Here is a 24,376-nt window from a genome sequence, read left to right on the forward strand (position 1 = left end):
GGAGCGCTGTTCACGCCGCCAGCGAAGGGGGCGGCCCGGCGTGGGCCAGCGCCATGACCTCGTGCGGCGGCAGGGCCTTGAGGCGGTGGTCGCTCCAGACCTGGCGCCAACGGCGCGCGCCCGGCAGGCCATGGCGCAGTCCGAGCATGTGGCGCGCGATGGTCGCCCAGGGGGTGCCGTGGGCCGCGGCCTCGCGTGCCATGTAATCGACCATGGTGGCCTCGATGCCCTCGCGCGTCAGCTGGCTCGGCGCATCGCCGTAGAACACCTCGTCCCAGCGCGCCAGCCACCACGGGTTGTGGTAGGCCTCGCGGCCCACCATCACGCCATCGACCTGGGCCAGCTGCCCGAGCACGGCGGCGTCGGTGGACAGGCCGCCGTTGATGGCGATGGTCAGGTGCGGAAAGTCTTGTTTCAGCTGCGCCACCACACCGTAGCGCAGCGGCGGAATTTCGCGGTTCTCCTTGGGCGACAGGCCCTTGAGCCAGGCGTTGCGCGCGTGCACGATGAAGGTGTTGCAGCCCGCCTCGGCCACGGTGCCGATGAAATCGCGCACAAAGCCGTAGCTTTCGCTCTTGTCGATGCCGATGCGGTGCTTGACGGTGACGGGCACCGCCACCGCGTCGGCCATCGCCTTGACGCAGTCGGCCACCAGCTGTGGCTCATTCATCAGGCAGGCGCCAAACGCGCCGCGCTGCACGCGCTCGCTGGGGCAGCCGCAGTTGAGGTTGATTTCGCTGTAGCCCCACTGTTCGCCCAGCTTCGCGCTGCGCGCCAGATCGGCCGGCTCGCTGCCCCCAAGCTGCAGGGCCACCGGGTGCTCTTCGGCGTTGAAGCGCAGGTGCCGTGCGGCGTCGCCATAGACGATGGCGCCGCTGTTCACCATCTCGGTGTAGAGCAGGGTGCGGCGGCTCAGCAGCCGGTGCAGGTAGCGGCAGTGCTTGTCGGTCCAGTCCATCATCGGCGCAACGGACATGCGCCAGGGGCTGTGCGGGGGGATCGGGAGGGAGGTGGGCGCGGAAGCGGCGTCGGACATGGGGCGATTATCCCACTGCACCCCAAAGCGACAGGCGGCCTGGGTTTTTAGCCCCATCGGCCTCCAGCGCTTGATGGCATTGCGCTGGCAGCTATCAAAAATGAGTTGTCAGGGGACTCAGGCCTGCCGTGGTTCGGCAATCAGCACCTCGGCGGGAATGCCCAGACCCTGGTGCAGCCTGCGAATCATGCCCACCGAGAGCGCGCGCTTGCGGTTGAGCACTTCGTACACGCGGTTGCGCTGGCCGATGTAGGGCTCCAGGTCCTTGGCTTCCAGGCCTTCCTGCTCCATGCGGAATTTGATGGCCTCGATGGGGTCGGGCGCTTCGATGGGCAGGTGGCGCGTCTCCCAGGCTTGCACCAGGGTGGACAGCACGTCGAGCCGATCGCCTTCGGGTGTGCCACTGGCGGGGTCGAGATCCACCAATGCCGACACTTCCTTGAGCGTGGCCTTGTAGTCTGCTTCGGTGTGGATAGGGCGGATTTCCATGGTCTGTACCTCTCTAAGGGCTGTCAGCCCATTTCGACGGTGACGGCGTCTATGGCGTCGTATTCCCTGTGCGTGCCGACAAACTTGATGTAGGCCACCTGCAGCCGGTATGCAATGGCCACCACCAGCCGGTAGTCGTTGCCCTTGATGTTGAAGACCACGCGGTTGTTGCCCACAAAGCTGGCGTTGCGGTACTGGGCCTTGATGTGGGCGGGCTGTTCCCACAGGGCCTTGGTCGCTTCGGCATACCAGGCCTTGAGCGGTTGCTCGGCATCGGGGTGCTGCGCCCAGCAGTCGCGCAGCGCGGAGACGGCAATCACTCGCATGGAGGAAGAGTTTAGTCCCAAATTGGGATCAGGGCAATGGGGCGTCTGCTTCCCACCAGGACAGGGCTGCTGCACCGCGTGCGTTCATAAACGGTCATATTGGCCTCCAGCGCTTTCTGGTATTGCGCTGACAGCTATCAAAATAGGTGGTTTTCAGCCCGACAGGCTGCGCCGGTCGATCTTGCGGCTGAGCACGATGCTGGTCTGGGTCTGGTGCACACCGTCGACCTGGCCAATGCGGTCGAGCAGGGCATCAAGCTGTTCGTGCGTCGCGCAGCGCAAGAAGACCAGGTAGTCGAACTGCCCGCTCACGGCCGAGACTTCCTCGACCTCGGGCATCTCGGCCAGGGCGCGCAGCACGGTCGGCGCCGTTTGGGGCAGCACGCTGAGGCTGCACCAGGCGCGCACGGTGGCGCTGTCCATGCGCCGGCCCAGGCGCACGCCGTAGCCAGCGACCACGCCCTCGCGCTCCAGCCGCGCAATGCGCGCGACGACGGTGGTGCGCGCCAAGCCCAGTCGCCGGGCCAGCGTGGCGGTGCTCTCGCGCGCGTTGGCCTGCAACAGGCTCAGCAGTTGCTGGTCGGTGCGGTCGAGGGGTGGTTCCATGGCAAGGACCCTTGGTTTCGTCGAAATGGCGAATATATCCCGTGGAATCGACGTTTTGTCCGCTACACATTGACAGCACAGCCGCCTAGCATAGGAGCACGCACCGGCTTGTTGCCGGGCTCCGCCAGGACGACCGAAGGAGACCGCCATGACCACCACCCGACCCACCATTGCGATTCTGGGCGCCGGCCGCATCGGCCACGCGATGGCCCTGCTGCTGCAGCGCACGGGCGACTATGACCTTCTGGTGGCCGACCGCGACGCCGCCAGCCTGGCAGCGCTGCGCCCCCTCGGTCTGGCCACGGCCGTGGTGCACGACGACGCCAGCGTGCAGGCCGCCATCCAGGGCTGCTTTGCCGTGCTCAACGCGCTGCCCTTCCACCGCGCGGTGGGCGTGGCCACGCTGTGCGCGCACGCGGGAGTGCACTATTTCGACCTGACCGAGGACGTGGCCAGCACGCAGGCCATCCGCGCGCTCGGCCGCACGGCGCGCAGTGTGCTGATGCCGCAGTGCGGCCTGGCGCCGGGCTTCATCGGCATCGTCGGCCACGACCTCGCGCGCCGCTTCGACGCGCTGCACGATCTGCGAATGCGCGTGGGCGCGCTGCCGCGCTACCCGCAGGGCGCCCTGCGCTACAACCTGACGTGGAGCACCGAGGGCCTGATCAACGAATACTGCAACCCCTGCGAGGCGATCGTGGGCGGCGCGCCGACCTTCGTGCCGGCACTCGGCGGCCTGGAAACCTTTGCCCTCGACGGGGTCGAGTACGAGGCCTTCAACACCTCGGGCGGGCTGGGCACGCTGACCGAGACGCTGGCCGGCCGGGCGCGCCAGGTCGACTACAAGTCAATCCGCTACCCTGGCCACTGCGCGATCCTCCGGCTGCTGCTCAACGACCTGCGCCTGCGCGAACGGCGCGACCTGCTCAAGGACATTTTGGAAGCCGCCATCCCCACCACCGAGCAGGACGTGGTCGTGGTGTTTGCCAGCGCTTCGGGCCTCAGCGGCGGGCGCCTGGTGGAGCATGCCTATTCGGCCCACATCGTCGGCACCCAGGTCGACGGCATGGCCCTCAGTGCCATCCAGCGCACCACGGCGGCCGGCATTTGCGCGGCCCTGGACCTGGTGGTGCACGGCCGCCTGCCGCAGGCGGGATTCATCGGCCAGGAGCAGGTGGCGCTGGCGGACTTTCTGGGCAACCGCTTTGGCACGGCGTATGCGCCCCAGGCGCAGGGCGCGGCAGAGGCGGCCCAGCCCGCCTGAGGGCGCGCTCAGCGCCCGCCCGGCCTGGTGTACATGGCCTCGATGGCGTCCGCGAAATGCGCGGCCAGGTTGGTGCGCTTGAGTTTGAGCGTCGGCGTCATGAAGGTGTTTTCCACCGTCCACGGCGTGAGCGTGAGGTGCACCGCGCGCGGCACGGCGTAGCGCGGAAAACCGGACGTGTTCTTTTCGATGCGCGCGAGCACGGCCCGCTGTACGGCGGGGCTGTTCAGGCTCGCCGGGTCGTGCGCGTCGAGCCCCAGGTCGACGGCCAGGCGTTGCCATTCGTCGCGCGCCAGCACGGCCACGCAGGCGATGAACGGCCGGTTCTCACCGACGACGAACGCCTGCTCGAGCAGCGGGTCGGCCAGCAGCGCCAACTCCAGGTCGCCCGGGGGCACCTTCTCGCCGGTGGAGGTGACGATGATTTCCTTGATGCGGCCCAGGATGCGGATGCGGCCTTGCACGATCTCGGCCTGGTCGCCCGTGCCGAGCCAGCCGTCGGCACCCAGGACGCGCGCTGTGTCCTCGGGACGCCTCCAGTAGCCGCGCATCACGACGGGGCCACGTACCTGCAGTTCGCGGTGGTTGCCGATGCGCACCTCCACGCCAGGCAGCGCGCGGCCCACGGTGGTCGGGTCGTTGTCGTCCAGGCCATTGACCGACACCACCGGCGATGTTTCGGTCATGCCATAGCCCTGCACCAGCGGCAGGCCCAGGCCCAGAAAACAGTGCGCAATGGTGGGCGACAGCGGTGCGCCGCCGCTCACGGCCACGCGCACCCGGCCGCCGAACCGGGCCAGAACGGGTTGGGCCACCAGCGCATGCAGCAGCGGCCAGGGCAGGGCGGCCATCCAGCCGCCGGCGCGGCTGCGCGCGGGCACCGGCAGGCCCTGCGCCGCGCAAAAGCGGCGCCAGCCCTGGTCCTGCGCGGCCTCGAACAGCTGCATCTTCCACGGCGAGGGCGACAGCGTTTCCAGCAGCTTGGCGTGCATGCGCTCATAGATGCGGGGCACGGACACCAGCACGGTGGGGCGCACGGTCTGCAGATCCTCGGCCAGTTGCCCCACCGACCGCGCATAGGCCACGCAGCTGCCCGCCGCCATCGGCAGGTAGTAGCCTCCCGTGCGCTCAAAGGTGTGCGAAAGCGGCAGGAACGACAGAAACACGTCGTCGGGGGTGGGCGCAATGCGCTCGAGCACGGCTTTCACGTCGCTGAGCACATTGGCGTGCGTCAGCATCACGCCCTTGGGCTTGCCCGTCGTGCCCGAGGTGTAGACGATGGCCGCAAGGTCCTCCGGCCCCGGTGGCGCCGCCGGCGCACTGCCCGCCGAGGCGCCCGCCAGCCACTGTGCGAGCGAACCCAGCGCCGGTGCATCGGCGGATGCTTCTGCGGACTCCAGGGGCGTGTGCGCATCCGCCACCACCACCACGGCGCGCAGGGCCGGAAGCGGCACGCCGGTCGCGCGGATCGCCTCCCACTGTGCAGCCTGGTCCACGAAGAGCATGGAGGCCTCGCTGTCGGCCAGGATGTAGGCAATGCTGCCGGGATTGTCGATGGCGTGCAGCGGCACCGGCACGCAGGCGGCGGCCAGCGTGGCCTGGTCGGCGCACAGGGCCTCCAGGCCATTGGGCAGCAAGATGGCCACGCGTGCGCCAGCGGGCAACTGCATGGCCGCGAACGCGCGGGTCCACTGCGCCACGCGCTGCGCGGCCTGCGCCCAGCTCAGGCCGACCCAGGCCTGCGCGGCGGCGTCGAACGCGCGGTAGGCCTCACCGTCGGGGGTGCGGGCTGCGCGGTAGGCGAGCAGTTGGGGCAGCGTCTGGACGCTGGCGATGTCGGCAAAGGCAATGGTCATCAGGTCGGTCAGGGCGAACGGAGCGCCAGGGGCAGATCTTGGGGGAAACCCTTGGAATCATACCCAGCGCTGTCCACGCCCGGACCGGCCCCATGCCGCGGCCGCCCGCATCTGCCTTTGCGCGACGGCGCTGCCGCGGGGCAGGTCGCCGGGGACGTGGCGTGGCGTTCCTTTGACCAGGCGCAAAGGCGCCAGCGCGCTCCCGGCCAGGGGGTCACCTAAAATTCCCATTTTTATGAAATGGTTTTTGCCATGGCAAAGCGCATCCATGCCGTTTTGTGGGGCGCACTGCTCGCCGTACCCCTGTCCCTGCCGGTCCAGGCCCAGCCGGCCAAGGCGCGGGCCACCGCCGCGGTAGACCTCAGTGCGCGCCTGCGCGAAGCCGAAGCCGACCCGCGCCTGTCCGACGCGCTGTTCAAGGTCGGACGCAAGGTCGCCGCCGTCTGTGCCAACTGCCATGGCGAAGGCGGCAACAGTGCCAAGCCCGATATCCCCAACCTGGCGGGCCAGAACCCGGCTTACCTGCTCGAGCAGCTGCGCCAGTTCGCCGATGGCCGGCGCCGCAACGCGTTCATGGAGGGCTTGATCAAGGCGATGGACAGCGACGAGAAGGTCGGCATGGTGCTGTTCTATACCGCCCAGCCGGTGCTGCACAAGCCGACGACCAGCGCCGCGCTGGCCGCCAAGGGCCAGGCGTATTTCCAGCAGACCTGCTTTCGCTGCCACGGCGCCGACGGGCGGGGCAACGCAACCATCGCCCGCATCGCCGGGCAGCAGAGTGGCTACCTAAGCACCACGCTCAGGCGTTACCGCGACGGCACGGGCGTGCGGGCGGATTCCATCATGGCGTCCAACACGCGCCTGATGAGCGATGCCGACATCGACGCGGTGGTCGCGTTCGTGGCGTCGATGCCTTAAGCCGCTCGGCGCAGGGCCGCAGGACGTTCAGGCCGCTGCCTCGAGCCCGTGCGCGAAGTGCGCCTGCATCGCGGTCACGGTGGCCGCTGCGTCGCGCGCCAGCAGGGCCGCCAGGATGGCGCGGTGCTCCTGCAGCGAGTCTTCGATGCGCCCCTGCTTGAGCAGCGAGTTGTGGCGGTTGAGCTTCATGACCTTGCGCAGGTCGGCCACCATCTGGCTGCGCCAGCGGTTGTCGGCCAGTTCCAGCAGCAGCATGTGAAAGCGCTCGTTCACGGCAAAGAAGCGCTCGCGTTCGCCGGCGGCAGCCTCCAGCTCGGTGTGCAGGTCTTGCAGTTGCTGGCGTTGCGCCGGGGTGGCCGTAGACGCCACCACGCCGGCCGCGTCGCTCTCGAGCAGACTGAGCAGGTGGTAGACGTCGCGCAGGTCTTTCTCCGACATCTCGGTGACATAGGCGCCGCGGCGCACTTTCATCGTGACCAGGCCTTCGGCGGCGAGCACCTTCAGGGCTTCGCGCAGGGGTGTGCGGCTGATGCCGAATTCCTCGGCGATCTTGAGTTCATCGATCCAGCTGCCAGGCTCCAGCTCGCGGCGGAAGATGCGCTGGCGCAGCTGCTCCGCCACCTCTTCATAGAGCGCGCGGGGGGTGAGGGTAAGGGCAGACATGGGCCGAAATGTACCCGAAAAAAACTATAAATTAATAATTACAGATGGGTTAGACTCCGGCCCATCGTGCTTGCAGGCGAAGCTTTACGCGCCGGCACGTCCCCGATTGCGAACCCTGCGACACCGCCATGACCAGCCCTACCGAACCGAACTTCAAACCATCGACCCTCGAAGACTGGCAGCGCGCCGCCGCCAAGTCCGCCCCTGGCGGTGATGTGCAGGCCCTGAACTGGAACACGCCCGACGGCATCGTCGTCAAGCCCTTGTACACGGCGGCCGACACGGCGGATTTACCCTACGCCGACACGCTGCCCGGTTTCGAGCCCTACGTGCGCGGCCCGCAGGCCACCATGTACGCGGTGCGCCCGTGGACCATCCGCCAGTACGCGGGGTTTTCGACGGCCGAGGAATCGAATGCGTTCTACCGCAAGGCGCTGGCCGCCGGCGGGCAGGGCGTGTCGGTGGCGTTCGACCTGGCGACGCACCGCGGCTACGACTCCGACCACCCGCGCGTCACGGGCGACGTGGGCAAGGCCGGCGTGGCGATCGACTCGGTCGAGGACATGAAGATCCTGTTCGACCAGATTCCGCTGGACAAGGTGAGCGTCTCCATGACCATGAACGGCGCCGTGCTGCCGGTGCTGGCGGGCTACGTGGTGGCGGCGGAAGAGCAGGGCGTGAGCCAGGACAAGCTCTCCGGAACTATTCAGAACGACATTCTGAAAGAGTTCATGGTGCGCAACACCTACATCTACCCGCCCAAGCCCTCGATGCGCATCATTGGCGACATCATCGGCTACACGGCCCGGAACATGCCCAAGTTCAACTCGATCTCGATCTCGGGTTACCACATGCAGGAAGCAGGCGCCAACCAGGCGCTCGAACTGGCCTTCACGCTGGCCGACGGCAAGGAATACGTGAAAACGGCCATCACCTCGGGCCTGGACGTGGACGAGTTCGCCGGCCGCTTGTCGTTCTTCTGGGCCATCGGCATGAACTTCTACCTGGAAGTGGCCAAGATGCGCGCGGCCCGTCTGCTGTGGTGCCGCATCATGAAGGAGACCGGCGCCAAGAACCCCAAGAGCCTGATGCTGCGCACGCACTGCCAGACCAGCGGCTGGAGCCTGACCGAGCAGGACCCGTACAACAACATCGTGCGCACCACCATCGAGGCCATGGCGGCTGTGTTTGGCGGCACGCAGAGCCTGCACACCAACGCGCTCGACGAAGCCATCGCGCTGCCCACCGAGTTCAGCTCGCGCATCGCGCGCAACACGCAGCTCATCATCCAGGAAGAAACGCACATCACCAACGTGGTCGACCCCTGGGCCGGCAGCTACATGATGGAAAAGCTGACCCAGGACATGGCCGATGCTGCCTGGAAGATCATCGAAGAGGTCGAAGCCATGGGCGGCATGACCGCTGCCGTGGACAGCGGCTGGGCCAAGCTCAAGATCGAGGCCGCCGCCGCCGAGAAGCAGGCGCGCATCGACAGCGGCAAGGACGTGATCGTCGGCGTCAACAAGTACAAACTGGCCAAGGAAGACGCGGTCGACATCCTGCAGATCGACAACGTCAAAGTGCGCGACGGGCAGATTGAGCGCCTGCAGAATATCCGGGCAAAACGCAACCAAACCCAGATGCAGCAAGCGCTGGATGCTCTCACTTCTGCAGCAGAGAGCGGCGAAGGCAACCTGTTGGAGCTGGCCATCAACGCCGTGCGCCTGCGCGCCACGGTGGGCGAGGTGTCCGATGCGCTCGAAAAAGTCTTTGGGCGCCACCGCGCCGATACGCAAAAGGTGACCGGTGTGTACGCAGCCGCCTACGACTCGGCCGAAGGCTGGGACAAGCTCAAGCAAGAGATCAACGCCTTCGCCGAGCACGAGGGCCGCCGCCCGCGCGTGATGATCGCCAAGTTGGGCCAGGACGGTCACGACCGCGGCGCCAAGGTGGTGGCCACGGCCTTTGCCGACCTGGGCTTCGACGTGGACATGGGCCCGCTGTTCCAGACGCCCGAAGAGTGCGCGCGCCAGGCCATCGAGAACGACGTGCACGCCGTGGGCGTGAGCACGCTGGCTGCCGGCCACAAGACACTGGTGCCCGCGATCATCCAGTCGCTCAAGGACCAGGGCGCCGACGACATCATCGTGTTCGTCGGCGGCGTGATCCCGGCGCAGGACTACGCGCACCTGTACGACGCGGGCGTCAAGGGCATTTACGGCCCCGGCACGCCGATTCCAGCCAGCGCCAAGGACGTGCTGGAACAGATCCGCAAGGCCCTGGCGGCGTGAGCGCGGCGGTGCACACGGCAGCGCCTTCGCCTGTGGACGCGCTGCAGCACGCGCTGCTGCACGCCAACCCGGCGCAACAGCGCCGCGCCATGGCCAAGGCCATCACGCTGCTCGAGTCGACGCGCGCCGACCACCGCGCGCAGGGCGACGCGCTGCTCACGCAGCTGCTGCCGCACACCGGCAAGGCCCTGCGCTTGGGCATCAGCGGCGTGCCGGGCGTCGGCAAATCCACCTTCATCGAAACGCTCGGCCTGTACCTGATCGGACAGGGCCACCGCGTGGCGGTGCTGGCGATCGATCCGTCAAGCAGCGTCTCGGGCGGCTCCATCCTGGGCGACAAGACGCGCATGGAGCATCTCTCGGTGCACGAAGCGGCCTACATCCGCCCGAGCCCCTCGAGCGGCACGCTCGGCGGCGTGGCCGAAAAGACCCGCGAGGCCATGCTGGTCTGCGAAGCCGCGGGCTACGACGTGGTCATCGTCGAGACCGTGGGCGTGGGCCAGTCCGAGACGACGGTGTGGGGCATGACCGACATGTTCGTGCTGCTGCAGTTGCCCAACGCGGGCGACGAGCTGCAGGCCATCAAGAAGGGCGTGATGGAGATCGCCGACCTGGTGGCCATCAACAAGGCCGACCTCGACAAGAACGCCGCCACGCGCGCGCAGGCGCAGATCACCTCGTCGCTGCGCCTCTTGGGCCTGCATGGCAGCGCGGGCAACGAACGCCACGACGCCCATTTCTGGCAGCCCCAGGTGCTGCAGATCAGTGCGCTGGAGGGCGCCGGCATTGACGGGTTCTGGGCGGCGGTGACCGAGTTCAACGCGCTGCAAACGGCCAACGGCCGCCGCGAGCAGCGCCGCCAGCGCCAAAACCTGGCCTGGATGTGGCAGCGCATCGAGGCCGGGCTCAAGCAGGCTTTTCACCACGACCCCAAGGTGCAGGCACTGCTGCCACAGCTGCTGGCCGAGGTGTCGGCGGGGCGTGTGGCGGCCTCCACTGCAGCAAGAAATCTGCTCTCAGCCCATACTGGATAAGCGCTGAAAGCTATAAAAAACAGAGTGAATTCAACAAGGACCGACCATGCAAAGCATCCTCGAGCAACTGGAGAAGAAACGCGCGCTGGCGCGCCTGGGCGGCGGACAAAAGCGCATTGACGCCCAGCACGCCAAAGGCAAGCTCACGGCACGCGAGCGCATCGAGCTGCTGCTCGACGACGGCACCTTTGAAGAGTGGGACATGTTCGTCGAGCACCGCTGCACCGACTTCGGCATGGAAGACAACAAGATCCCCGGCGACGGCGTGGTCACGGGCTACGGCATGATCAACGGCCGCCTGGTGTTCGTCTTCAGCCAGGACTTCACGGTGTTCGGCGGCGCCCTGTCCGAAACGCACGCCGAGAAGATCTGCAAGGTCATGGACCAGGCGATGAAAGTGGGCGCGCCGGTGATCGGCCTCAACGACTCGGGCGGCGCGCGCATCCAGGAAGGCGTGGCGTCCCTGGGCGGCTATGCCGACGTGTTCCAGCGCAACGTGATGGCCAGCGGCGTGGTGCCGCAGATCAGCCTGATCATGGGGCCGTGCGCCGGCGGCGCCGTGTATTCGCCCGCCATGACCGACTTCATCTTCATGGTCAAGGACAGCAGCTACATGTTCGTCACCGGCCCCGACGTGGTCAAAACCGTGACGCACGAAGAGGTGACAGCCGAGGAGCTGGGCGGCGCGATCACCCACACCACCAAGAGCGGCGTGGCCGACCTGGCGTTCGACAACGACGTCGAGGCGCTGATGATGCTGCGCCGCCTCTACAACTACCTGCCGCTGAACAATCGCGAAAAGCCGCCCGTGCGCCCCAGCGGCGATCCGGCCGACCGCGCCGACCTGAGCCTGGACACCCTGGTGCCGGCCAGCGCCAACCAGCCCTACGACATGAAGGAGCTGATCCTCAAGACCGTGGACGACGGCGACTTCTTCGAGCTGCAGCCCGATTACGCGAAGAACATCGTCATCGGCCTGGCGCGCATGGAAGGCCAGACCGTGGGCATCGTCGCCAACCAGCCGCTGGTGCTGGCCGGCTGCCTCGACATCAAGAGCAGCATCAAGGCCGCGCGTTTCGTGCGCTTTTGCGATGCCTTCAACATCCCTGTCGTCACCTTCGTCGACGTGCCCGGCTTCATGCCCGGCACCAGCCAGGAGTACGGCGGCATCATCCGCCACGGCGCCAAGCTGCTGTACGCGTATGCCGAGTGCACCGTGCCCAAGATCACCGTCATCACGCGCAAGGCCTATGGCGGCGCCTACGACGTGATGAGCTCCAAGCACCTGCGCGGCGACGTCAACCTGGCCTGGCCGAACGCCGAAATCGCCGTGATGGGCGCCAAGGGCGCGGTGGAAATCATCTTCCGCGAGGACAAGAACGACCCGGTCAAGCTCGCGGCCCGCGAGGCCGAATACAAGGAGCGCTTCGCCAACCCCTTCGTGGCCGGCGCGCGCGGCTTCATCGACGATGTGATCCTGCCGCACGAGACGCGCAAGCGCATCTGCCGCTCGCTGGTCATGCTGCGTGACAAGAAGCTGGAAAATCCATGGCGCAAGCACGGAAACATTCCCTTGTAAGGTCGACCATGAAAACGCCCGTGCTGCAAAGCGTCATCACCTGCCCTCAATGTGGCCACGCCAAGGAGGAGACGATGCCGACCGATGCTTGCCAGTTCTTCTATGAATGCACGCATTGCCATGTCGTCTTGAAACCCCAACCCGGTGATTGCTGTGTTTTTTGCAGCTACGGCTCTGTCAAATGCCCCCCCGTTCAAGCCGGCAGCCATTGCTGTGGCTGAGATGAAAGAACTCCTGTCATGTTCAAGAAAATTCTGATCGCGAACCGCGGCGAGATCGCCTGCCGCGTCATCGCCACCGCCAAAAGAATGGGTATCGCCACCGTCGCCGTCTACTCCGACGCCGACAAGGACGCGCGCCATGTGCAGTTGGCTGACGAGGCCGTGCACATCGGCGCTGCGCCCAGCCGCGAGAGCTACCTGCTGGCCGACAAGATCATTGCCGCCTGCAAGCAGACGGGTGCGCAGGCCATCCACCCCGGCTACGGCTTCCTGAGCGAGAACGAGGCGTTTGCCAGGCGTGTCGAAGAAGAAGGCATCGCCTTCATCGGTCCCAAGCACTACAGCATTGCCGCCATGGGCGACAAGATCGCGTCCAAGAAGCTGGCCAAGCAGGCCCAGGTCAACACCATTTCGGGCTACAACGACGCCATCGACAGCCCCAAGCAGGCGGTCGAAATTGCGGCCTCCATCGGCTACCCCGTGATGATCAAGGCAAGCGCGGGTGGTGGCGGAAAGGGCCTGCGCGTGGCGCACAACGACAAGGAAGCGTTCGACGGCTTCACCAGCTGCCGCAACGAAGCGCGTAACAGCTTTGGCGACGACCGCGTGTTCATCGAGAAGTTCGTCGAGGAGCCGCGCCACATCGAGATCCAGGTGCTCGGCGACAGCCACGGCAACGTGATCTACCTGAACGAGCGCGAGTGCTCGATCCAGCGGCGCCACCAGAAAGTGATCGAAGAGGCGCCATCGCCCTTCATCAGCGACGACACCCGCCGCGCCATGGGCGAGCAGGCCGTGGCCCTGGCGAAGGCCGTGAAGTACCAGTCCGCCGGCACTGTGGAGTTCGTGGTCGGCAAGGACCAGTCGTTCTACTTCCTCGAAATGAACACCCGCCTGCAGGTCGAGCACCCGGTGACCGAGTGCATCACGGGCCTGGACCTGGTCGAGCTGATGATCCGCGTCGCGGCCGGCGAGGAGCTGCCCCTGAAGCAGGCCGACGTCAAGCGCGATGGCTGGGCCATCGAGTGCCGCATCAACGCCGAAGACCCGTTCCGCAACTTCCTGCCCTCCACGGGCCGCCTGGTGCGCTTTCAGCCGCCCGAAGAAACGATGTTCCAGGCCGACACCGGCAAGCGCCTGGGCGTGCGCGTGGACACCGGCGTGTACGAGGGCGGCGAGATCCCGATGTACTACGACTCCATGATCGCCAAGCTGATCGTGCACGGCACCGACCGCAGCCATGCGATCGCCAAGATGCGCGCCGCGCTCAACGGCTTCGTCATCCGCGGCATCAGCAGCAACATCCCGTTCCAGGCGGCCTTGCTCGCGCACCCCAAGTTCGTCTCCGGCGACTTCAACACCGGCTTCATTGCCGAGAATTACGCCCACGGTTTTGCTGCCGAGGACGTGCCGCACGACGACCCGCTGTTCCTCGTCGCCCTGGCCGCCTACATGAACCGCCGCTACCGCGCGCGCGCTTCGGGCATCAGCGGGCAGCTGGAGGGCCACAACGTCAAGGTCGGCGAAGAGTTTGTGGTGGTCACGCTGGGTGCGGAAGGGCAGAACCAGCACCATCCGGTCTCGGTCACCGATTTTGAAGACAAATCGGGCTCCAGTGCTGTACTGGTAAGCGGTCGTAGCTATCAAATCAGCAGCACCGCCACCCTAGGCCAGATCCGCGTGCAGGGCCAGTGCAACGGCAAGGGCTTCACCGCGCAGGTCGAGCGCGGCACGGCCAAGAACCCGCTGGCGCTGCGCATTGCGCACAACGGCACGCAGATCGACGCGCTGGTTCTCTCGCCGCTGGGCGCGCAGCTGTACCGGCTCATGCCCTACAAGGCCCCGCCCGACCTGTCCAAGTTCCTGCTCTCGCCGATGCCGGGCCTGCTGGTCGACGTGGCGGTGCAAGAAGGCCAGAAGGTGCAGGCCGGCGAAAAGCTCGCCGTCATCGAAGCCATGAAGATGGAGAACATCCTGTTTGCGGCCCAAGACGGCGTGGTCGGCAAGATCACTGCCGGCAAGGGCGAATCGCTGAGCGTGGACCAGGTGATTCTGGAGTTTGTGTGATCTGCCGCACGGGCCCGTGCGCTTGATGTGCCCGCCCACCCCAAAGCCCGCCTGCGCACCCGCAGGCGGGCTTTTTTACCTGCCAATCCGGATGCACGCTGCGAGTGAACATGAAAATTGATACGACCACCGTCCAGCTGGTGCTGGCCATTGCGGAAGAGGGCAGTATTTCCCGCGCCGCCGACAAGCTCATCCTGGCTGTGGCGGCGGCTTCCAAGCGCCTGACGGACCTGGAGCAGCAGTTGGGAACGAAGCTGTTCAAGCGCTTGCCCCACGGCGTCAAAGTCACGGAATCGGGCGACAAGCTGCTGGCGCACATCAAGCAGATCGACAACCTCATCGGCCGCCTGGAAGGCGATGCGCAGGCCCTGGGACATGGCCGCGATGGGCGCATCATTATTGGCGCACCCAAATCGGTGGTCATCCAGTCGCTGGCCCAGGATATCTTCCGCATCCAGGAGAAATACCCGCAGATCACGGTAAAGATTCTGGAAGAAAACAGCCAGGTCATCCAGCAGTTATTGCGGGACAAAGTGATCGATGTGGGGATTTACGAGAAAACCAGCGGCTTCCTCGATCTGGAAAAATTCGATTACCAGCACGACAGGTTGGTGCTGGTGTACAGCCGCAGGCATTTTCAGTTCCCGGCGGAACCCGTCGGCATCGATGACATTTTGAACAGGCCCATTGTGAGTTTGGGCAAAGGCTCGGCCATTCTGTCGGCCGTGCAACGGGCGCACAGAAGCCGGGGCCGGCTGTTTCGCAACAACTTCACCGTCAGCGGTTTTGACACCATGCTGGCCCTCGTGCGCCATGGCCTGGGCATTGGCCTGATGCCCCCCGACATCCTGCGCAGCTTCCACCCCGAAGAGGCGCTGGGCTCGGCAGAAATCGACGGTGACTGGCACCACCGCTCGTATGTGCTGTCCTTTGTGGAAGGACAGGCGCAGGAGCAGACCCTGCGCAATGTGGTCGCAGAGCTCCTTGGGGCCGCAAACTGAAGCCCCATCGTTCTTGATTTCGCGGAATACGAAATCAGGCATGTGTTCCACATGCTTGCGGCACCCCGGGGGGTCGGCGACAGTCGTGCGAGAAACCACCACAAAGGAGACAAAAATGAAACGCCGTGAATTTATGGCCGGCAGCGCCGCGCTGCTGGCTTCCCCCTGGGCCCTGGGTGCCGATTTACCCAAAGGCCCTGTCAAGATTTTGGTGGGTTGGGCGCCTGGCGGCGGAACCGATGTGTTTGCGCGCATCGTGGGCCAGAAACTCGCCGAATTGTGGGGACGCCCGGTCATCGTCGAAAACAAGCCAGGCGCCACGGGTGTATTGGCGGCCGATTATTTTGCCAAGACCAAATTCACGGACGGCATCACGTTGCTGATGGCCCACGTGAATACCCACGGGATTGCACCGCATATTTTCAAAAGCATCACCTACGATCCGCTCAAGGATTTTGCGCCGATTGCCATGATCGGTGCGACGCCGCACATTCTGGTGACCAGTGCCAAGAACCATTACGCGTCGATCCAGGACGTGGTGGAGCTGTGCAAGAAAAACCCCGGGAAAATCAGCTTTGGTTCTTCGGGAACGGGCTCGGTGCAGCATTTGGCGGCCGAGATGTTCAACATGGCGGCCGGGGTGCAAAGCATCCACATTCCCTACAAGGGGTCTGGTCCCATGCAAACGGACCTGATCGGCGGGCAGATCGACTTCAGCTTCGACACCATGACGGCCGCGACCGCCCAAGTCAAGGCCAAGAAGATGGCGGGCATAGTGCAGACCCGCGTGAATCGCGCCAAGGGCTTTCCAGACATGCCAACCATGGATGAGCAGGGCTTCAAGGGCTTTGATGCCTCGAGCTGGTATGGCGTGGTGGGCCCGAAGGACATGTCCAAGGACGTGGCCCGCCAGATCAATGCCGACATCAACAAGGTGCTCGCCATGCCCGACGTCATTGCGCGCTTTGACGGCTATGGTGTCGAAGACGGAGGCGGTTCGGTCGACAAGTTTGCCGCGTTCATGGCCGCTGAATACAAGAAGTGGGGTGGTGTGGTGCGTGCCGCCAAGATCACAGAGGAGAGCTGAGATGGGGGCCACACCAATGCCCTTGCCGCTGCAAGGTATCCGGGTGCTGGACGTCAGCCAGGTCATGGCCGGGCCCTTCGCCTGCATGCTGCTGGCCGATCTGGGCGCCGACGTGATCAAGGTGGAGCCGCCAGAGGGAGACCAGACGCGGGGGGCCATGGGCTTCAAGATGAAGGGCCCGGACAGCATGGGCTTTCTCAACATGAACCGTAACAAGCGTTCGCTGACCGTGGACCTGAAGACGAACGAGGGCAAGCAGGTCTTCTACGAGCTGGCCAAGACCGCCGATGTGATCGTCGAGAACTACCGCCCCGGCGTGGTTCAGCGCCTGGCCATCGACTACGAAACCATCAAGAAGATCAACCCGAAAATCGTCTATGCCAGCATTTCGGGCTTTGGGCAAAGCGGCCCCTGGGCCAGCCGCCCCGGTTTTGACCTGATGGCGCAGGCCATGTCCGGCGTGATGAGCGTGACCGGCTACAAGGGCGAGAAACCCGTCAAGGCCGGCGTGCCGGTGGCCGACATTGGCTGCGCGCTGTTCGCCACCTATGGTTTGCTGTCCGCCTACATCGGCGCCCAGAAAACCGGCCAGGGCCAGCACATTGATGCGTCGCTGTTTGACTCGGCGATGGCGTTTTCCGTGTGGGACATGTCCGAGTACTGGGGCACGGGCGTGCCGCCCGCACCGCTGGGCACCAGCAACAAGATGAGCGCGCCCTACCAGGCCGTGAAGGCGCGCGATGGCTACTTCGTCATGGGCGCGACCAACCAGAAGCTCTGGGCCAAGCTGTGCGCCTTGCTGGAGCGGCCGGACCTGCTCCAACACCCGAGCTATGCAACGGTGTCGCTGCGCCTGAAGAACCGCGAAGCGCTGATCGAGGAAATCGAGCAGGAGTTTGCGAAAAAAGACAGCGCCGACTGGGTGGATACCATGCTCGAAGCCGGCATTCCCGCGGGCCCCATCCTGTCCTACCCCGAAGCCTTCGAAGGCGAGCATGGAACGCACCGGCGCATGTGCATGGAGATCGACCACCCGATCGAAGGCAAGGTGAAGAACATCGGCTTCCCAGTCAAGATGCTGGGCACGCCCCAGCAGGTGCGGCGCCACCCGCCGCTGCTGGGCGAGCACACCGGCGAAATCCTGGCCGAGCTGGAGGCACTGAAGGCATGACTGATACCGTGCGCCTGTCGGTCACCGAAGGCATTGCCCAGATCCTGATCGTGCGGCCCGAGCGCCAGAATGCCATGACGCAGGCGATGTACGAGCGGCTGCTGCAGTGGTTGGACGAGTGTGCGGCCAACCCCGCGGTCCAGGCCCTGGTCTTTCGGGGCGCGGGCGGACGCTCGTTCATCTCGGGCACCGACATCGAGCATTTCGCGCAATTCAGCCAGGGAAGCGAAGGCGTGCAGTACGAAGCCTTTGTGGAGACGGTGATCGACGCGATCGAGCGGGTGCGCGTGCCCACCATTGCCGCCATCGACGGCTGGGCGGTGGGCGGCGGCCTGGCAATCGCCACCGCGTGCGACTTTCGCGTGTGCAGCCACGGCGCGCGTTTTGGCGCCCCGATTGCGAAGACCTTGTCGAACACGCTGTCGTCCAGGAATATCGCCCGGCTGATGGCGGCTTTCGGCGCGCCCCGGGTCAAGCGGATGCTGATGCTGGCCGAGTACCTGGACGTTCAAGAGGCGACGGCCTGCGGCTTTGTCTACAGTGCCTGCGCGCCAGAAGCGCTGGAGGCCTCGGCGCATGCGCTGGCGCTGCGGCTGGCGGGCTTGTCGCGGGTCACGCAGCAAGCCGTCAAGGAGAGCGTCCGGCGCATCGTGGTGGAGCAGAGCCTGGCGGACCAGGACCTGGTCGAAGCGGTATATGGCAGCGCGGCCTTCAAGGCGGGTGTCGCGTCATTTCTCAAGACTTGACCCAACGGGTCAGGGGGACGCCTCGCACGGCACAGGGATGGCAAAACCGCGGCCCCCGCTGGCGGAGAAAAAGCACAATACGGGCTGTCGTCAACGCAAAGAAAGCGATAGATCGTGAAGAAAAATCGGCCATTCAAAGTGCTGGGCATCCAGCAGATCGCCATCGGCGGCCCTGACAAGAAGCGCCTGCAGGCGCTGTGGGTGGACATGCTGGGTCTCGAAATCACTGGCACGTTCCAGAGCGAGCGCGAGAACGTGGACGAAGACATCTGCGCGATCGGCCAGGGCCCGTACAAGGTCGAAGTGGATCTGATGCAACCCATCGACCCCGAAAAAAAGCCCGCCGTGCACGCCACGCCGCTGAACCATGTGGGCCTTTGGATCGACGATCTGCCCAAGGCCGTGGAATGGCTCACCGCCCAGGGTGTGCGCTTTGCGCCGGGCGGCATCCGCAAGGGTGCCGCGGGCTATGACATCACTTTTTTGCACCCCAAGGCCAACGAGGCCTTCCCGATCGCGGGCGAAGGCGTACTGATCGAGCTGGTACAGGCCCCGCCGCAGGTGATCGCGGCGCTTGGCTGAGCGAGACCTGCAGGCCACCGCTGGCAGACGTGCGAAGCAGCCGCCCATGCGGCCAGCGTGCGGTAGGCCGTCGAGTGGCAGCCTCTAGTTCCGTGCCGCGACAAAGCCATAACCTACCAAACCTGTATGGCCTCTTTGTGCTGCCGGCAGGAGTGCCGCGCTTCTACTGACTATTTATTGAGCGTGTCATGCCGGCTTTTCCCCTGAAATTGTGGCGACCATTGCGTTTTCGATGAATTTTTCGGCAAAAGACGCTAAGTGCCGCCAAATAAACCCAGGGAAGTCGGAATATTGACGTGAGATGGAGTCTGATGCTGCAGCATTTCGGGTGGGGAATTAAATGTCGCTAAAGATTGCCTATGGTCGTCAAATATTTTCTATCACCATTCATTTGCAGAGAAAGAATCCGCATTCAAAATTTGCTGCGTTTGACTCGGGTGGTTTGGCGTCCCGTTTTCTTGATAGCAAACCGACCCACAATAGAGGCATTGTTTTGACAGACCAGAGGTTCCCATGCCATCGATCGAAGCCATGACGCAAGGCATTCCTGCGCCAGAGCAGTCCCCCGTCCGCCTGTTTCGCCCTCTCTCCGAGCCGGCCGCCGCGCAAGGCCCCTGGTCGGTGGAGGCAGTGCAGGAACTGCTGGACCTGCCGTTCATGGAGTTGCTGTTCCGGGCGCAGAGCGTCCACCGTGCGCACTGGCCCGCGGGCGAAATTGAGCTGGCCACCTTGCTGTCGGTGAAGACCGGGGGGTGCCCAGAGAACTGTGGCTACTGCCCGCAGGCCGCTGATTTCGATACCGGCGTGAAGGCCGAAAAGCTCATGGCCGTGGAGGCGGTGGTGCGTGCGGCGCAGGCCGCGAAAGACGCCGGTGCCACCCGCTTTTGCATGGGCGCCGCCTGGCGTGCCCCAAAGGACCGCGACATTGAAAAGATGTCCGAGCTGGTGTCGGCCGTGAAGGGCCTCGGTTTGCAGACCTGTGCCACGCTGGGCATGCTGGCGCCGCACCAGGCCCAGGCCTTAAAAGGGGCAGGGCTGGACTACTACAACCACAACCTCGACACGGCACCCGAGTACTACACCGACGTGGTCAGCACCCGCGCCTACCAGGATCGCCTCGACACACTGCAGAATGTGCGCGCTGCGGGCATCAGCGTGTGCTGCGGCGGCATCGTGGGCATGGGCGAGGCGCCGGTGCACCGGGCGGGATTGATTGCGCAACTCGCCAACCTCAGTCCCTATCCGGAATCCGTTCCCATCAACAGCCTCGTTCGCGTGCCCGGCACGCCACTGGCCGACAGCGAGCCGGTGGACCCGCTGGACTTCGTGCGTGTGATCGCAGTGGCCCGCATCACCATGCCGACGGCGCGTGTGCGCCTGTCGGCCGGCCGCCAGCAATTGGGCGAAGCCGTGCAGGCCTTGTGCTTCATGGCCGGCGCCAATTCCATCTTCTACGGCGACAAGCTGCTGGTGACGGGCAACCCGGACGTCGAAGCCGACGTGCAGTTGTTGCGCAAACTGGGGTTGAGCAGCCACCGGACGGTGGCGTCCGAAGGAAACGGGCCCGTTTGAGCACCTGCTGCGCAGGGCTGGCTGCCGCGGGGCTTGCGCCCGGAGCAGTGCGGCCAGGACCTGAAGTGCATGCGCGCAGAGTGCCGTAAGGCGCCAGGCCATTCGAGGTGAAAAATCCGCGCCACAAGCGGGTGGGTCTAGCAGCTCCAGGCTAGAGGGAAAACCTGCGCAGCCGCCGCGCCATCAGGCACCGCTCCCATGGCGACACGATGGCAGGGCATGCTCGCTCACTCTGAGCCGTCCAGCAGACGGGCGCCCTTGTTCAAAATGGTGGCCTCCGCCCGGAAGTAGCCCATTACCGTGGGAATGCTGTGGTGCCCCGTGAGGGCCATGGTGTCCGCCAAAGAAACATTCTGCCGGCCTGCCTCGGTGACGAAACCCGAGCGCAGCGAGTGGGCAGAGAAATCACCTTCCACGCCCGCCAGAGCGCAACGTGCTTTCACGATGGTGCGCACCGCGGCCGGCGACATGGGTCCGCCCAGGTGCCCGCCTTTCAGGATGCGCCGAAAAATAGGGCCTTGCGCGATGCCGCTGCTGAGCAGCCAGTCTTGCAATGCGTCCCCGGCTGGCCCCAGAACCGGTTTGTTGTTTTCGGGCAGGTCACGCCCCGCCTGGTTGGTTTTGGAGTGGGCGAGGGTGTAGACAAATTCTGCGGGGCCGATGCGCCGCAACTGCTCCATTTGGGCGCCGGCGACCTCGGAGCGGCGCCTGCCACCGCTGGCCCAGGCGAAAAGAAGCAAAGCGCGGTCGCGCTTGCCACGCAGGGTGTCGTCACAGGTTTCGAGCAAGGCCTGCAGCGGGTCTTTGGTCAAGGCGGCTTTTTTGCGGGGCAGGGCGCCACGCTTGGCGTAGGCCTTGCGCGTGCGCGACAGCAGCTCACGCACCTGCACGTCGTGGCAGGGATTGGACAGGCCGCGCAACTGGTGGGCCTTGGACATCACCGCGATCCGGTGCACCAGCGTGCTGTGTGCCATCGGCCCGGGCTTGCCTTTATAGCCGCCCGCGACCAGTGCGTCGTCAATCGAATCAGGGAGCTCGGATGCCAGGCCTTGTGCCGTGGCGCGCTGGGCGTGGTCCACCACAAACTGCAGTACGCAGGCCGTGGGCAGCGGCAGCTGGATCTGCACGCCATATCTCAACCCATACCAGGCGGCCCAGTAGCGCAGGGCGGCGCGGTAGCTGGCCAGCGTATTCAGCGACTCTCCCTCGCGCATCAACTCATGTACGGCATTGCGCGTGACGTCACTCAGCGCAGAAGGCAGCAACGCAGGAACTTTTTGGAGCAGCGGAGTGAACATGGCCCATGATACCGTTGAAAATATATTTAATGTTATGTACGATGTTAGATATATTACATAATAGCAAAATACATCACGATAAAACTCTCTTATCGTTTTCTAAAAGAGGTCAAGCCATGCAGCACCGCATTTCACGCGGAATCCAGTACGAAGATGTTGCGGAGGCCGCAGATGCGCTGCTGCACGATGGCCTGCGCCCCACGATCGAGCGCATCCGCCAGCGCATAGGCCGGGGCTCTCCCAACACGGTCAGTCCGATGCTGGAGCAGTGGTTTTCGGACCTCGGCCAGCGCCTGGGCGGCGGTAGGGCAGGAGTCGAGAGTGCTTTGCCGCATGCGGTGGCCCAGGCGGCCACCGCCTTGTGGAGTGCTGCCTGCAGTGAAGCTGAAACCCGGGCCGCGGCCTCCTGGCAGGCGCAGCAAGCGGCTGTCACTGAAGCGGCCGAGCAGCTGGCGGCAGCCCGCGCAGAGCTGGACGCGCGCGAACTGGCGATGAATGAGCGTCTGCACGCCGCGGAGGCGGCCATGCAGCTGTGTTCACAGCAACTGGCCGAAAGCAATGAACGCTGGAGAGCCGGCGAACGTGCCCTGGCCTTGCGCGACGCTGAAATTTCTGCCCAACGCTCGGCTGCAGCCCGGCAGGCAGAACAATACGCTGCACTCCAAGCGCGCCTGGACACAGCCCAGGCCCAAGCACTGGACGAGCGCACACGGCAGGAAGCGCACTACCGCACCAGTGAGCGCCGCTGGCTCGAAGAGGTAGACCGCGCGCGGCAAGAAGCCCGCAAATCCACGTTGTCGGCCCAGGACGAAAGCCGCAAGCTGGCAGTTGCACAGCAGCAGCTGGAAAGCGCGCTGTCCACGCACCAGGCCTACGCGCTGGAGCAGGAACACAAAATTCAGCAGTTGCACCAGGACCTCGCAAGCGCCCAGCGAGAACTGGCGCATGGGCAAAGGCTTCTCGCTGTGCTCCAGAGCGATGGGCTCAAAGCGAAAGAGGCACCGTCCCCGCGGCGCTTGTACCGAACACCTGCGCCACGTCGAAAACTTGTAAAACGTCGCCCCTGAGCACGTCAGAAGAGGTAGAGGGTGGGCAATGCCTCAGAACATCGCATCACATCGCGACACTCGATTCGGGCAGCTTGTGCATGGATGAAATTTCTTATTTAACATAATATACATCGTATCTAGTGAAGCAACGCCTGCGGCTGCGCCGCCATGACCCGGAGACCCGCGCTCAGCTTGCGCAAAGGTTCCGGGCCATGTACCGCAGCCTGGGCCTGGACCTGCCCGGCTGCGCGCAGCTTCTTCACGTCACCGAGCGCACTTTGCATAACTGGCAGTCCGGCAAGCATGACATCCCGTTTGCCGCCTACAAGCTGCTGCGCCTCTTGAACCGCATGGACCTGCCTGGGCCTTCGTGGGCTGGGTGGTGTTTTCATGGCGGCAAGCTCTGGTCGCCTGAGGGGCGCTCGTTCGTTGGCACGGATAGCTCCTGGTGGTCGCTCCTTGTGCGGCGTGCTGATTGCTTTGGGAGCATGTTTAAGCGCTCTGGCCAGTTCGAACAAGCCCTCATGGCACTGGTGGCTGAGCGGCGGGACACGGACGCCATGCGCAGCGTGGCGCCCGCGGCCGGCCGCGCAGCTGGCCGGGAGCCCTTGGGCGACCGGCGCGAAGCGCCGGTGCCTAATTTATTAATAGTTCACTTTCCGACACAGCAAACCGTTTTTGGCGCGAACACTGGGCTCTACGCTATCAAACCAGTAGCAAAAACGGCTTATTCGTTAGCGGACGCTAACCATTGCAGCACCCGGAGGGCCGCATGAGCCGCTCGAGCAACCAGCGGGATGCCTCCCGTTCGTACCGCAACGCTGAGGCCGATGGCGTGCCTTTGCCGCAGGCCTCGTCGCTGCTGGTGGATCTGGCCGCCCGCGTCTGGAGCGACGTCACCGAGGGCGCTGGCGTGGTGCACTCGCGCATGCTCTCTGCTGCCGAGGAAAAGGCCGCAGAGCGGATCTACCAAAAGGGGGCTGATTCGGCCGAGCGTGCACGTCTGGCCCGCCACGCCCGGCTCAAACGCGAAGCCGGGGCGGCCTCGAAGGCGCTCAAGAAAGGGGGCAAGCGGTGATGCCCTACCCCCTTCCACCGTTCCCCCCTGGCTGGCCCATATGGCCCGGCTGGGGGCCTCCCTGGCCCTTCGGGGCTATCCAAGCGGGGCATCTAGGCGTCTGAACCGCCTGACACCCCTGACCACAACCCAGTTGAAAAGGAACTGAGACCATGGCTAAACAAGAGTCTACGGGAATCGATACAGCGGCAGCAGCGGCTGAATGGCAAGCGGCGATCGCGGCCACTGCGGGTGCTCGCCTGAATGCACAGCTGTTGCAGCAGCTCATGACCGGCGCGGCTTTGCTCCATCGCGTGGCACAAGCCCATCCGTCGGAGGATTCCCGCGTTGTCGAGCGCTGGCTCGCCACCTTCGGCATGTCCGCCGCCCTGGCTGGCGTCGCCCTGAAGGCTGCAGCGTGAGCCGACGCACGCCACCCCCACCTCCGTCGCCTGACGCGGTC

General features: G+C 65.1%; 24 protein-coding genes. 17 read left to right on the forward strand and 7 right to left on the reverse strand.

Going from position 1 to position 24,376, the window contains the following annotated elements; translation table 11 throughout:
- Positions 1-10 precede the first annotated feature (10 nt).
- The 4 genes from dusA to B2J89_RS10235 all read right to left on the reverse strand — a co-directional run bounded on the left by dusA (position 11) and on the right by B2J89_RS10235 (position 2,457).
- Entirely contained in the window at positions 11-1,036 is a 1,026-nt protein-coding gene (gene dusA, locus B2J89_RS10220; protein ID WP_169168974.1) for a tRNA dihydrouridine(20/20a) synthase DusA, read from the reverse strand.
- A 117-nt stretch (positions 1,037-1,153) separates the two neighbouring features.
- Positions 1,154-1,525 carry a type II toxin-antitoxin system HigA family antitoxin gene (locus tag B2J89_RS10225; RefSeq protein WP_169168975.1) on the reverse strand — a complete coding sequence of 124 codons (372 nt, stop codon included), beginning with the start codon at positions 1,523-1,525 and terminating at the stop codon, positions 1,154-1,156.
- A 23-nt stretch (positions 1,526-1,548) separates the two neighbouring features.
- Positions 1,549-1,851 carry a type II toxin-antitoxin system HigB family toxin gene (locus tag B2J89_RS10230; RefSeq protein WP_169168976.1) on the reverse strand — a complete coding sequence of 101 codons (303 nt, stop codon included), beginning with the start codon at positions 1,849-1,851 and terminating at the stop codon, positions 1,549-1,551.
- A gap of 153 nt (positions 1,852-2,004) precedes the next feature.
- Positions 2,005-2,457, reverse strand: a complete 453-nt coding sequence (locus B2J89_RS10235) for an Lrp/AsnC family transcriptional regulator (protein ID WP_169168977.1) — start codon at positions 2,455-2,457, stop codon at positions 2,005-2,007.
- 148 nt (positions 2,458-2,605) lie between these two features.
- Between B2J89_RS10235 and B2J89_RS10240 the strand changes: the two genes are divergently transcribed.
- Positions 2,606-3,721, forward strand: a complete 1,116-nt coding sequence (locus B2J89_RS10240) for a saccharopine dehydrogenase family protein (RefSeq protein ID WP_169168978.1) — start codon at positions 2,606-2,608, stop codon at positions 3,719-3,721.
- 8 nt (positions 3,722-3,729) lie between these two features.
- Here the strand turns inward: B2J89_RS10240 and B2J89_RS10245 are convergent, their stop codons facing one another.
- Positions 3,730-5,577, reverse strand: a complete 1,848-nt coding sequence (locus tag B2J89_RS10245) for a long-chain fatty acid--CoA ligase (RefSeq protein ID WP_169168979.1) — start codon at positions 5,575-5,577, stop codon at positions 3,730-3,732.
- Positions 5,578-5,829: 252 nt separating this feature from the next.
- Here B2J89_RS10245 and B2J89_RS10250 point away from each other — a divergent pair, with 252 nt between their 5' ends.
- Positions 5,830-6,495, forward strand: coding sequence for a c-type cytochrome (locus tag B2J89_RS10250; RefSeq protein ID WP_169168980.1), 666 nt, complete (start codon positions 5,830-5,832; stop codon positions 6,493-6,495).
- Between the two features lie 27 nt (positions 6,496-6,522).
- Here the strand turns inward: B2J89_RS10250 and B2J89_RS10255 are convergent, their stop codons facing one another.
- Positions 6,523-7,158, reverse strand: coding sequence for a GntR family transcriptional regulator (locus tag B2J89_RS10255; protein ID WP_169168981.1), 636 nt, complete (start codon positions 7,156-7,158; stop codon positions 6,523-6,525).
- Between the two features lie 128 nt (positions 7,159-7,286).
- On the opposite strand from B2J89_RS10255, the gene scpA reads away from it, so the two are divergent.
- From scpA to bioB, 11 genes are all read left to right on the forward strand, one after another.
- Positions 7,287-9,449, forward strand: a complete 2,163-nt coding sequence (gene scpA / locus B2J89_RS10260) for a methylmalonyl-CoA mutase (RefSeq protein ID WP_169168982.1) — start codon at positions 7,287-7,289, stop codon at positions 9,447-9,449.
- Positions 9,450-9,538: 89 nt separating this feature from the next.
- Positions 9,539-10,483, forward strand: coding sequence for a methylmalonyl Co-A mutase-associated GTPase MeaB (meaB, locus tag B2J89_RS10265; RefSeq protein WP_240964856.1), 945 nt, complete (start codon positions 9,539-9,541; stop codon positions 10,481-10,483).
- Between the two features lie 46 nt (positions 10,484-10,529).
- Positions 10,530-12,062 carry an acyl-CoA carboxylase subunit beta gene (locus tag B2J89_RS10270; RefSeq protein WP_169168983.1) on the forward strand — a complete coding sequence of 511 codons (1,533 nt, stop codon included), beginning with the start codon at positions 10,530-10,532 and terminating at the stop codon, positions 12,060-12,062.
- An 8-nt stretch (positions 12,063-12,070) separates the two neighbouring features.
- Positions 12,071-12,283: a GDCCVxC domain-containing (seleno)protein gene (locus B2J89_RS22765; RefSeq protein WP_169168984.1), complete on the forward strand. Its 213-nt coding sequence runs from the start codon at positions 12,071-12,073 to the stop codon at positions 12,281-12,283.
- Between the two features lie 18 nt (positions 12,284-12,301).
- Positions 12,302-14,350 carry an acetyl/propionyl/methylcrotonyl-CoA carboxylase subunit alpha gene (locus tag B2J89_RS10280; RefSeq protein ID WP_169168985.1) on the forward strand — a complete coding sequence of 683 codons (2,049 nt, stop codon included), beginning with the start codon at positions 12,302-12,304 and terminating at the stop codon, positions 14,348-14,350.
- Positions 14,351-14,460: 110 nt separating this feature from the next.
- Positions 14,461-15,351 (forward strand): LysR family transcriptional regulator, encoded by an 891-nt coding sequence (locus B2J89_RS10285; RefSeq protein ID WP_169168986.1) that lies wholly within the window; start codon positions 14,461-14,463, stop codon positions 15,349-15,351.
- 115 nt (positions 15,352-15,466) lie between these two features.
- Positions 15,467-16,438, forward strand: coding sequence for a tripartite tricarboxylate transporter substrate binding protein (locus B2J89_RS10290; protein WP_169169006.1), 972 nt, complete (start codon positions 15,467-15,469; stop codon positions 16,436-16,438).
- 1 nt (position 16,439) lies between these two features.
- Positions 16,440-17,609 carry a CaiB/BaiF CoA-transferase family protein gene (locus tag B2J89_RS10295; RefSeq protein WP_169168987.1) on the forward strand — a complete coding sequence of 390 codons (1,170 nt, stop codon included), beginning with the start codon at positions 16,440-16,442 and terminating at the stop codon, positions 17,607-17,609.
- Positions 17,606-18,355, forward strand: a complete 750-nt coding sequence (locus B2J89_RS10300) for an enoyl-CoA hydratase (protein ID WP_169168988.1) — start codon at positions 17,606-17,608, stop codon at positions 18,353-18,355. Before B2J89_RS10295 ends, B2J89_RS10300 begins: the two co-directional genes overlap by 4 nt.
- Positions 18,356-18,469: 114 nt before the next feature.
- Complete coding sequence (locus tag B2J89_RS10305; RefSeq protein ID WP_169168989.1) at positions 18,470-18,937, forward strand: VOC family protein; 468 nt, start codon at positions 18,470-18,472, stop codon at positions 18,935-18,937.
- 513 nt (positions 18,938-19,450) lie between these two features.
- Positions 19,451-20,509, forward strand: coding sequence for a biotin synthase BioB (gene bioB, locus B2J89_RS10310; RefSeq protein WP_169168990.1), 1,059 nt, complete (start codon positions 19,451-19,453; stop codon positions 20,507-20,509).
- 227 nt (positions 20,510-20,736) lie between these two features.
- Here the strand turns inward: bioB and B2J89_RS10315 are convergent, their stop codons facing one another.
- Positions 20,737-21,807: a tyrosine-type recombinase/integrase gene (locus tag B2J89_RS10315; protein ID WP_169168991.1), complete on the reverse strand. Its 1,071-nt coding sequence runs from the start codon at positions 21,805-21,807 to the stop codon at positions 20,737-20,739.
- A gap of 116 nt (positions 21,808-21,923) precedes the next feature.
- Here B2J89_RS10315 and B2J89_RS10320 point away from each other — a divergent pair, with 116 nt between their 5' ends.
- The 4 genes from B2J89_RS10320 to B2J89_RS10335 all read left to right on the forward strand — a co-directional run bounded on the left by B2J89_RS10320 (position 21,924) and on the right by B2J89_RS10335 (position 24,335).
- Positions 21,924-22,874: a DNA-binding protein gene (locus tag B2J89_RS10320; protein WP_169168992.1), complete on the forward strand. Its 951-nt coding sequence runs from the start codon at positions 21,924-21,926 to the stop codon at positions 22,872-22,874.
- Between the two features lie 122 nt (positions 22,875-22,996).
- Positions 22,997-23,632 (forward strand): VC1465 family Xer recombination activation factor, encoded by a 636-nt coding sequence (locus B2J89_RS10325; RefSeq protein ID WP_169168993.1) that lies wholly within the window; start codon positions 22,997-22,999, stop codon positions 23,630-23,632.
- Complete coding sequence (locus B2J89_RS10330) at positions 23,629-23,934, forward strand: hypothetical protein (protein ID WP_169168994.1); 306 nt, start codon at positions 23,629-23,631, stop codon at positions 23,932-23,934. The genes B2J89_RS10325 and B2J89_RS10330 overlap by 4 nt, the downstream gene beginning before the upstream one ends.
- Before the next feature lie 152 nt (positions 23,935-24,086).
- Positions 24,087-24,335: a hypothetical protein gene (locus tag B2J89_RS10335; protein ID WP_169168995.1), complete on the forward strand. Its 249-nt coding sequence runs from the start codon at positions 24,087-24,089 to the stop codon at positions 24,333-24,335.
- The last annotated feature ends 41 nt before the right edge of the window (positions 24,336-24,376 follow it).

Source organism: Acidovorax sp. SRB_24 (assembly GCF_012931925.1).